This is a genomic window from Pseudomonas sp. P4_C3 (assembly GCF_056402075.1).
The window spans coordinates 1-4,851 of the sequence record NZ_JBFUIC010000293.1; the positions used below are offsets into that span (position 1 = coordinate 1).

Here is a 4,851-nt window from a genome sequence, read left to right on the forward strand (position 1 = left end):
ACGGAACTCTTCGACCTGTTTAGCCGCGCCGCCCGCTTCGTCGATGATCACCACCTCGATTTCGGCACCGTTGATACCAATGGTGTTGTAAGGCGCCGGGAGCTTGCCTTGGTTTAGCCCTTCCACCAGCACTTTGGCGGCGTTCGCGGACGGCTCACCGAACGGCCCGGCTGCTGGGCCCGATAGGAAAGTCACCACGCCGATACGAAACTTACCGTTCTCGGCAGCCATGGCCGAGGAGCCCATGGACAGGGCAACGCCAGCGGTAATAGCGAGGGTCAAACGGTGCTTCAGTATGTTTTTCTTATAATTGTTCATCTGTGCTTCCACTTTCGATTGATGAATTGACTAGGGACTCTCGGGACGACTCTTTTTCGAGTTAGGGCTTTCAGCGTTCATTCGACGCTTGATGGTTGCGCTGTTCTGCTGCAGTTCCTGGGCGGAATACACCACCCAATTACCCAGCATCACCTTGGCGGGCGGGTAATCGTTGTTGAGCACCGGAGTGCCAATTGCCTGGGTCTGCTGGATCTGATGGGTTTGCGGATCGATCCTTGAGACGAACCCGGGCGGATCCTCTGGCAAGGCAATTTCCAAGCCTTCCAAGGCACGTATCAACTCCTGGGAGTCGACGCTGCCCAGCGCTTTTTCATAGGCTTTGGCTAACACCATGACACCGGTGTAGGCACCTTCGGCGGCGTAGGTCGGGTAGCGACCGTTGATGGCCTGGAAGCGCTCGACAAAGGAACGATTGCGCGGCGTATCCGGCCAGTTGTTATGGTGCCGTGCCGAGAGGATCAGCCCCGGCAGAGCCTGGTCGCCCAAGGACACCAGGAAATCGTAGTTACCACCGGTGTCGAAGTTGGCCAGGCGCGAGGTGGCGAACAACCGGGTGCTGGCTGCCTGCTTGACGAAGGCCTGGAAGTCACCGCCCCACAGGGCCGAGACAATGATGTCGGGTTTAGCTTGTTCCAGAGCGGCGATATAGGCGGAGTAGTCAGGCTCATACAGGCGTGGCCAGAGTTCGGTGACGTCCTCGAACTTGACACCCAGTTGGGCAAAGGCTTCGTGCAAGTCATCGCGGGACACGTGGCCGTATTCGTAATCCGGGCCTATGAACGCCAGGCGTTTCCATCCGGTTTGTTGTTGCAGGGCTTGCAGGTAGCGGGCACCGGCGGCCATCGAGGTCCAAGTGTCATTGGTGACGCGGAAATAGTACGGGTGGCCGTTTTCCAGGGTCATGCGCGAGGACGCATGGTCGGTGCCGATCATCAGTACTTTCTCGCGCTTGGCCAACTGACTGACCGCCAGCCCCACGCCGGACGAGACCATACCGCACAGCACTTGCACACCGTCCTGGTGGATGAAGTTTTTCGCCAGGCCTACGCCATAGGAAGCCTTGGACTGATCGTCATCGATGATCACGCGCAGACGTGGCACTTGCTGGCCGGCCTCGCGCTGAGCCTGCAACTCGCCTAGGGCAATCTGGATCCCGGCGATGCTGTCCTGGCCGTAGATCGCTGCGCGCTCGGTCATCGGGTACAGGCAGCCCATCGTCAGGTCCGCCTGAGAGGCGGCCGCGCCCAACTCCACGCGGCCGACCTGAGCCGAGGCAACAACGCTCAGCAAAAGACTGCAGACTGTGAGCGAGCAATAAAACCATGGACGTGGCAGAGACATAAGTATCCTTTAGGGCGTTGGCAACGCCTCTTGTTAGTTAGCCAGAGGGATAGAGCAAAGGGTGTGCCAGAAAGGCTGAGAAGCTTGTAGCCGTTGCCGAGGCAAGTGGCTRCGATCGGGACGCAAGCGGCCGCCAGCCTGGAAATGCAGTCTGCCAGGCATACCTGGGCGCCCGGGGTGAGCGCGCTTGAAATTGATCGYAGCCACTTGCCTCGGCARCGGCTACTGAGATTTGCGACGATTGTATTGAGCGCTTGGCGCTCAACCTGCGCGCATTGTTGAGCGGTTACCGCTCGGTCGAGCGATCCAGTCCCAGGCGATGCAGACGGCGCTTGAGCGCGTGCCGGGAAATCCCCAACAGGCTTGCTGCCAGGCCCTTATGGCCCGATGCGCGGCTCAGAGCATCGGTGACCAGATCACGCTCGGCGAGCTCGAGCTGCTCGCCCAGTACCAGTGGCTCGATCTGCAGGCCTTGCAACGCTGGCGGCAACATCGCCACGCTGATCGCCTGCCCCGGTGACAGTATGGTCAAGCGTTCTACCAGGTTTTTAAGCTCGCGCACATTCCCCGGCCAGCGGTGACGGACCAATGCCTGGGCGCTGTCCGGCAGGAAGCGGATCGGTTCGACCCCTTCCTCCACAGCCTGGCGCCGAGCGAAATGCTGGGCCAGCAACAGCACGTCTTCACCGCGCTCGCGCAGTGAAGGAATATCCAGTGTGATCACGTTCAGGCGATAGAACAGGTCCTCACGAAAGCGTCCCGATTGCACGTCATCGGCCAGATCCCGATTGGTCGCCGCCACCACCCGCACATCCGCGCTACTCGCGGCACTGGCGCCCACGGCTCGGTAGCTGCCGTTCTCAAGAAAATGCAGGAGCTTGGCTTGAAGCGCCAGCGGCAATTCGCCAATCTCATCGAGAAACAGCGTGCCGCCATCGGCCTGACTGACCAGCCCGGCACGCTTTTGGTGAGCGCCGGTATACGCGCCTTTTTCCGAACCAAACAACTCTGCCTCGATCAACTGCTCCGGCAATGCCGCACAGTTGACCTCGATAAACGGTTGCCCACCTCGCCCGCTATGGTTGTGCAGGGCTTGGGCGACCAAAGTCTTCCCCGTGCCGGATTCTCCAAGCAACAAAATCCGTGTCGCGGAACTACGGGCAATGCGCCCCACCGCTGCGTGCAAGGTGCTCATCGCCGGGCTATGGCCAAGCAGGCCAGCGGCCAGTTCATCACTCACCGCCACTGCGGGTTCTTCGCATCTGGCCAATGACAAGGTGCTGGTGATGGTCGCCAGCAGGTCGTCGAGTTCAAAAGGTTTTGTAAGGTAGTCAGTGGCGCCGCTTTTCACTGCCTGTACGGCGGCGCGGGTATCACCGTGAGCGGAAATCATGATCACCGGCAGTTGTGCGTGAAGCTGGCGTATACCGTCCAACGTGGCCAGGCCATCGATGCCCGGTAAGCCGAGGTCGAGCAGCACGATATCGATGCCGGTGGTCTCCCCCGCCAACAGCTCCAGCGCTGCCTCACCACTGCCGGCCGTGCTGATGCGCATTCCTTCGCCGCGCAGGGCGTAGCTGAGGGAACGCACCAGCGCTTCTTCGTCATCTACTATCAAAACGTGAATGTCAGTCATCGGTGGTTTACTTCGCCTCGTTCCCTGGGGGCGCGGGGAAGTCCAGGATCACCTGAGTCCCTACGCCAAGCGTACTGATAATGTCCATGCGCGCACCGTTGGCTTCCAGCAGTTGTTGGCTGATGCTCAGCCCCAGCCCGGTACCCCGCGCCTTGGAGGTAAAAAACGGTTGGCGGATGCGCTGCAAGTCCGCCTCGGAGATACCGCAGCCCTGGTCAATGACCATGACCCGCACCTGCCCACCCCATACTTGGGCGCACAGGCGCACGGGACTCTGGTTGTCGCAGGCCTGGAAGGCATTCAAACAAAGGTTGACCAGGATCTGCCGGATCTGGTCCGGGTCGACGTAAAGCTGCAAGCCTGGTTCTGTTTCGCACAGCAATTGCGGGTCGTCCGGCCCTGCCAGCTGGACGATCTGCTCGAACAACGGCGCCACGGCAACCACCTCGGGTTGAGCCGGGTGAGGCCTCCCATATTCCAACAGATCGCTGGTGACATGGGATAAGCGGTCGATTTCCTTGCCCAGGTCGGTCAGCAAGTGGCGTCGCTCGGGTTCTTCTTCTCGGCGCAGCAAGGCTTGCACTGTAGTTTTCATGGTTGTTAGGGGATTGCGCACCTCATGGGCCACGCCCGTGGCAAAGGCCCCCAGTACCGCGAGATTTTCTGTCCGCACAGTGTTTTCCAACATGTCCGCCAAGCGCGCGGCCATTACATTGAACGCCCGCGCTACATGGTTGATTTCGTCGTCACGGGGCTGTTCAGCCAGGCGATAACTGAGGTCGCCCATGGACAACTGGTGAGCGCCCTGTAACAAGGTGCTGACCCGCGAGCGCAACTGTCGCGACAGAGTAAAAAACACTATGAGGATAAACACGATAAAACCAGCAGCTATCCAGTACAACCACCAGCGTGCATCGTTCAACGGCTTAAGGATGGCCCCAGGCTGCACTCTGAACACCAGTTGCCAACCGGGAATTATCTGGGGGCCGTCACGCCACTGATTCGGCGCCTCGACCGCGCGCCCGGTGGGGTCGATAAAGGCACCGCCTGGCACCCGCAGCAACGGCGCAACCACCCCGCTCATCCCGGCACTGACGAGCAACTCGGTGAGTGATGCAAGGCGCAGGTGCAAGGCGATGCGCACACGGTGATCGGTGCGACCATTGCGGATGGTCTTGCGGATCAAGAAGCCACCCGAGCGCCCGGGTTCGGCCAGCAATGGCCCGATCACTTCGATATCACCGACCCACTGGGTCGGCAGCCCGGCGATAGACCAATGAGTGTTGGTCCAATAGGGCTCACCAGAGGCGGCTTGCCCCGGCAGCACGTTGACCAAATGATCCTGTTCATCGAAAAACAACACGCCATACAGGAACGGAAAATCCGCTTCGATCTTGAGCAAAGACTCCACGTCACTGCCGGGGGCGGACTGATCGGCAATAAACCCCGGCATGTTCGGGTGATTGGACAATGCCGAGACCTGGTAAAAGCGATCATCGAGAAATGATGACAAGCGGTTCGCCGTGGACAAGGCC

The 4,851-nt window shown here is 60.1% G+C and carries 4 protein-coding genes; all 4 read right to left on the reverse strand.

Translation table 11 applies throughout. The features are described 5' to 3' along the window. On the reverse strand, window positions 1-318 hold a 318-nt coding region (locus AC1DVH_RS25935), incomplete at its 3' end, for an ABC transporter substrate-binding protein (protein ID WP_477756206.1). A gap of 30 nt (window positions 319-348) precedes the next feature. Next, window positions 349-1,680 carry an ABC transporter substrate-binding protein gene (locus AC1DVH_RS25940; RefSeq protein WP_477756207.1) on the reverse strand — a complete coding sequence of 444 codons (1,332 nt, stop codon included), beginning with the start codon at window positions 1,678-1,680 and terminating at the stop codon, window positions 349-351. A gap of 286 nt (window positions 1,681-1,966) precedes the next feature. Beyond that, window positions 1,967-3,316 (reverse strand): sigma-54-dependent transcriptional regulator, encoded by a 1,350-nt coding sequence (locus tag AC1DVH_RS25945; RefSeq protein WP_458372948.1) that lies wholly within the window; start codon window positions 3,314-3,316, stop codon window positions 1,967-1,969. Window positions 3,317-3,323: 7 nt separating this feature from the next. Then, window positions 3,324-4,851, reverse strand: a 1,528-nt coding sequence (locus AC1DVH_RS25950) for a sensor histidine kinase (RefSeq protein ID WP_477756208.1), incomplete at its 5' end; no start/stop codon positions are given.

Bases quoted from the DNA above. Each gene is read 5' to 3' on its own strand.
- AC1DVH_RS25940 (WP_477756207.1), bottom strand. From the start codon at position 1,680: ATGTCTCTGCCACGTCCATGGTTTTATTGCTCGCTCACAGTCTGCAGT.
- AC1DVH_RS25945 (WP_458372948.1), bottom strand. From the start codon at position 3,316: ATGACTGACATTCACGTTTTGATAGTAGATGACGAAGAAGCGCTGGTG.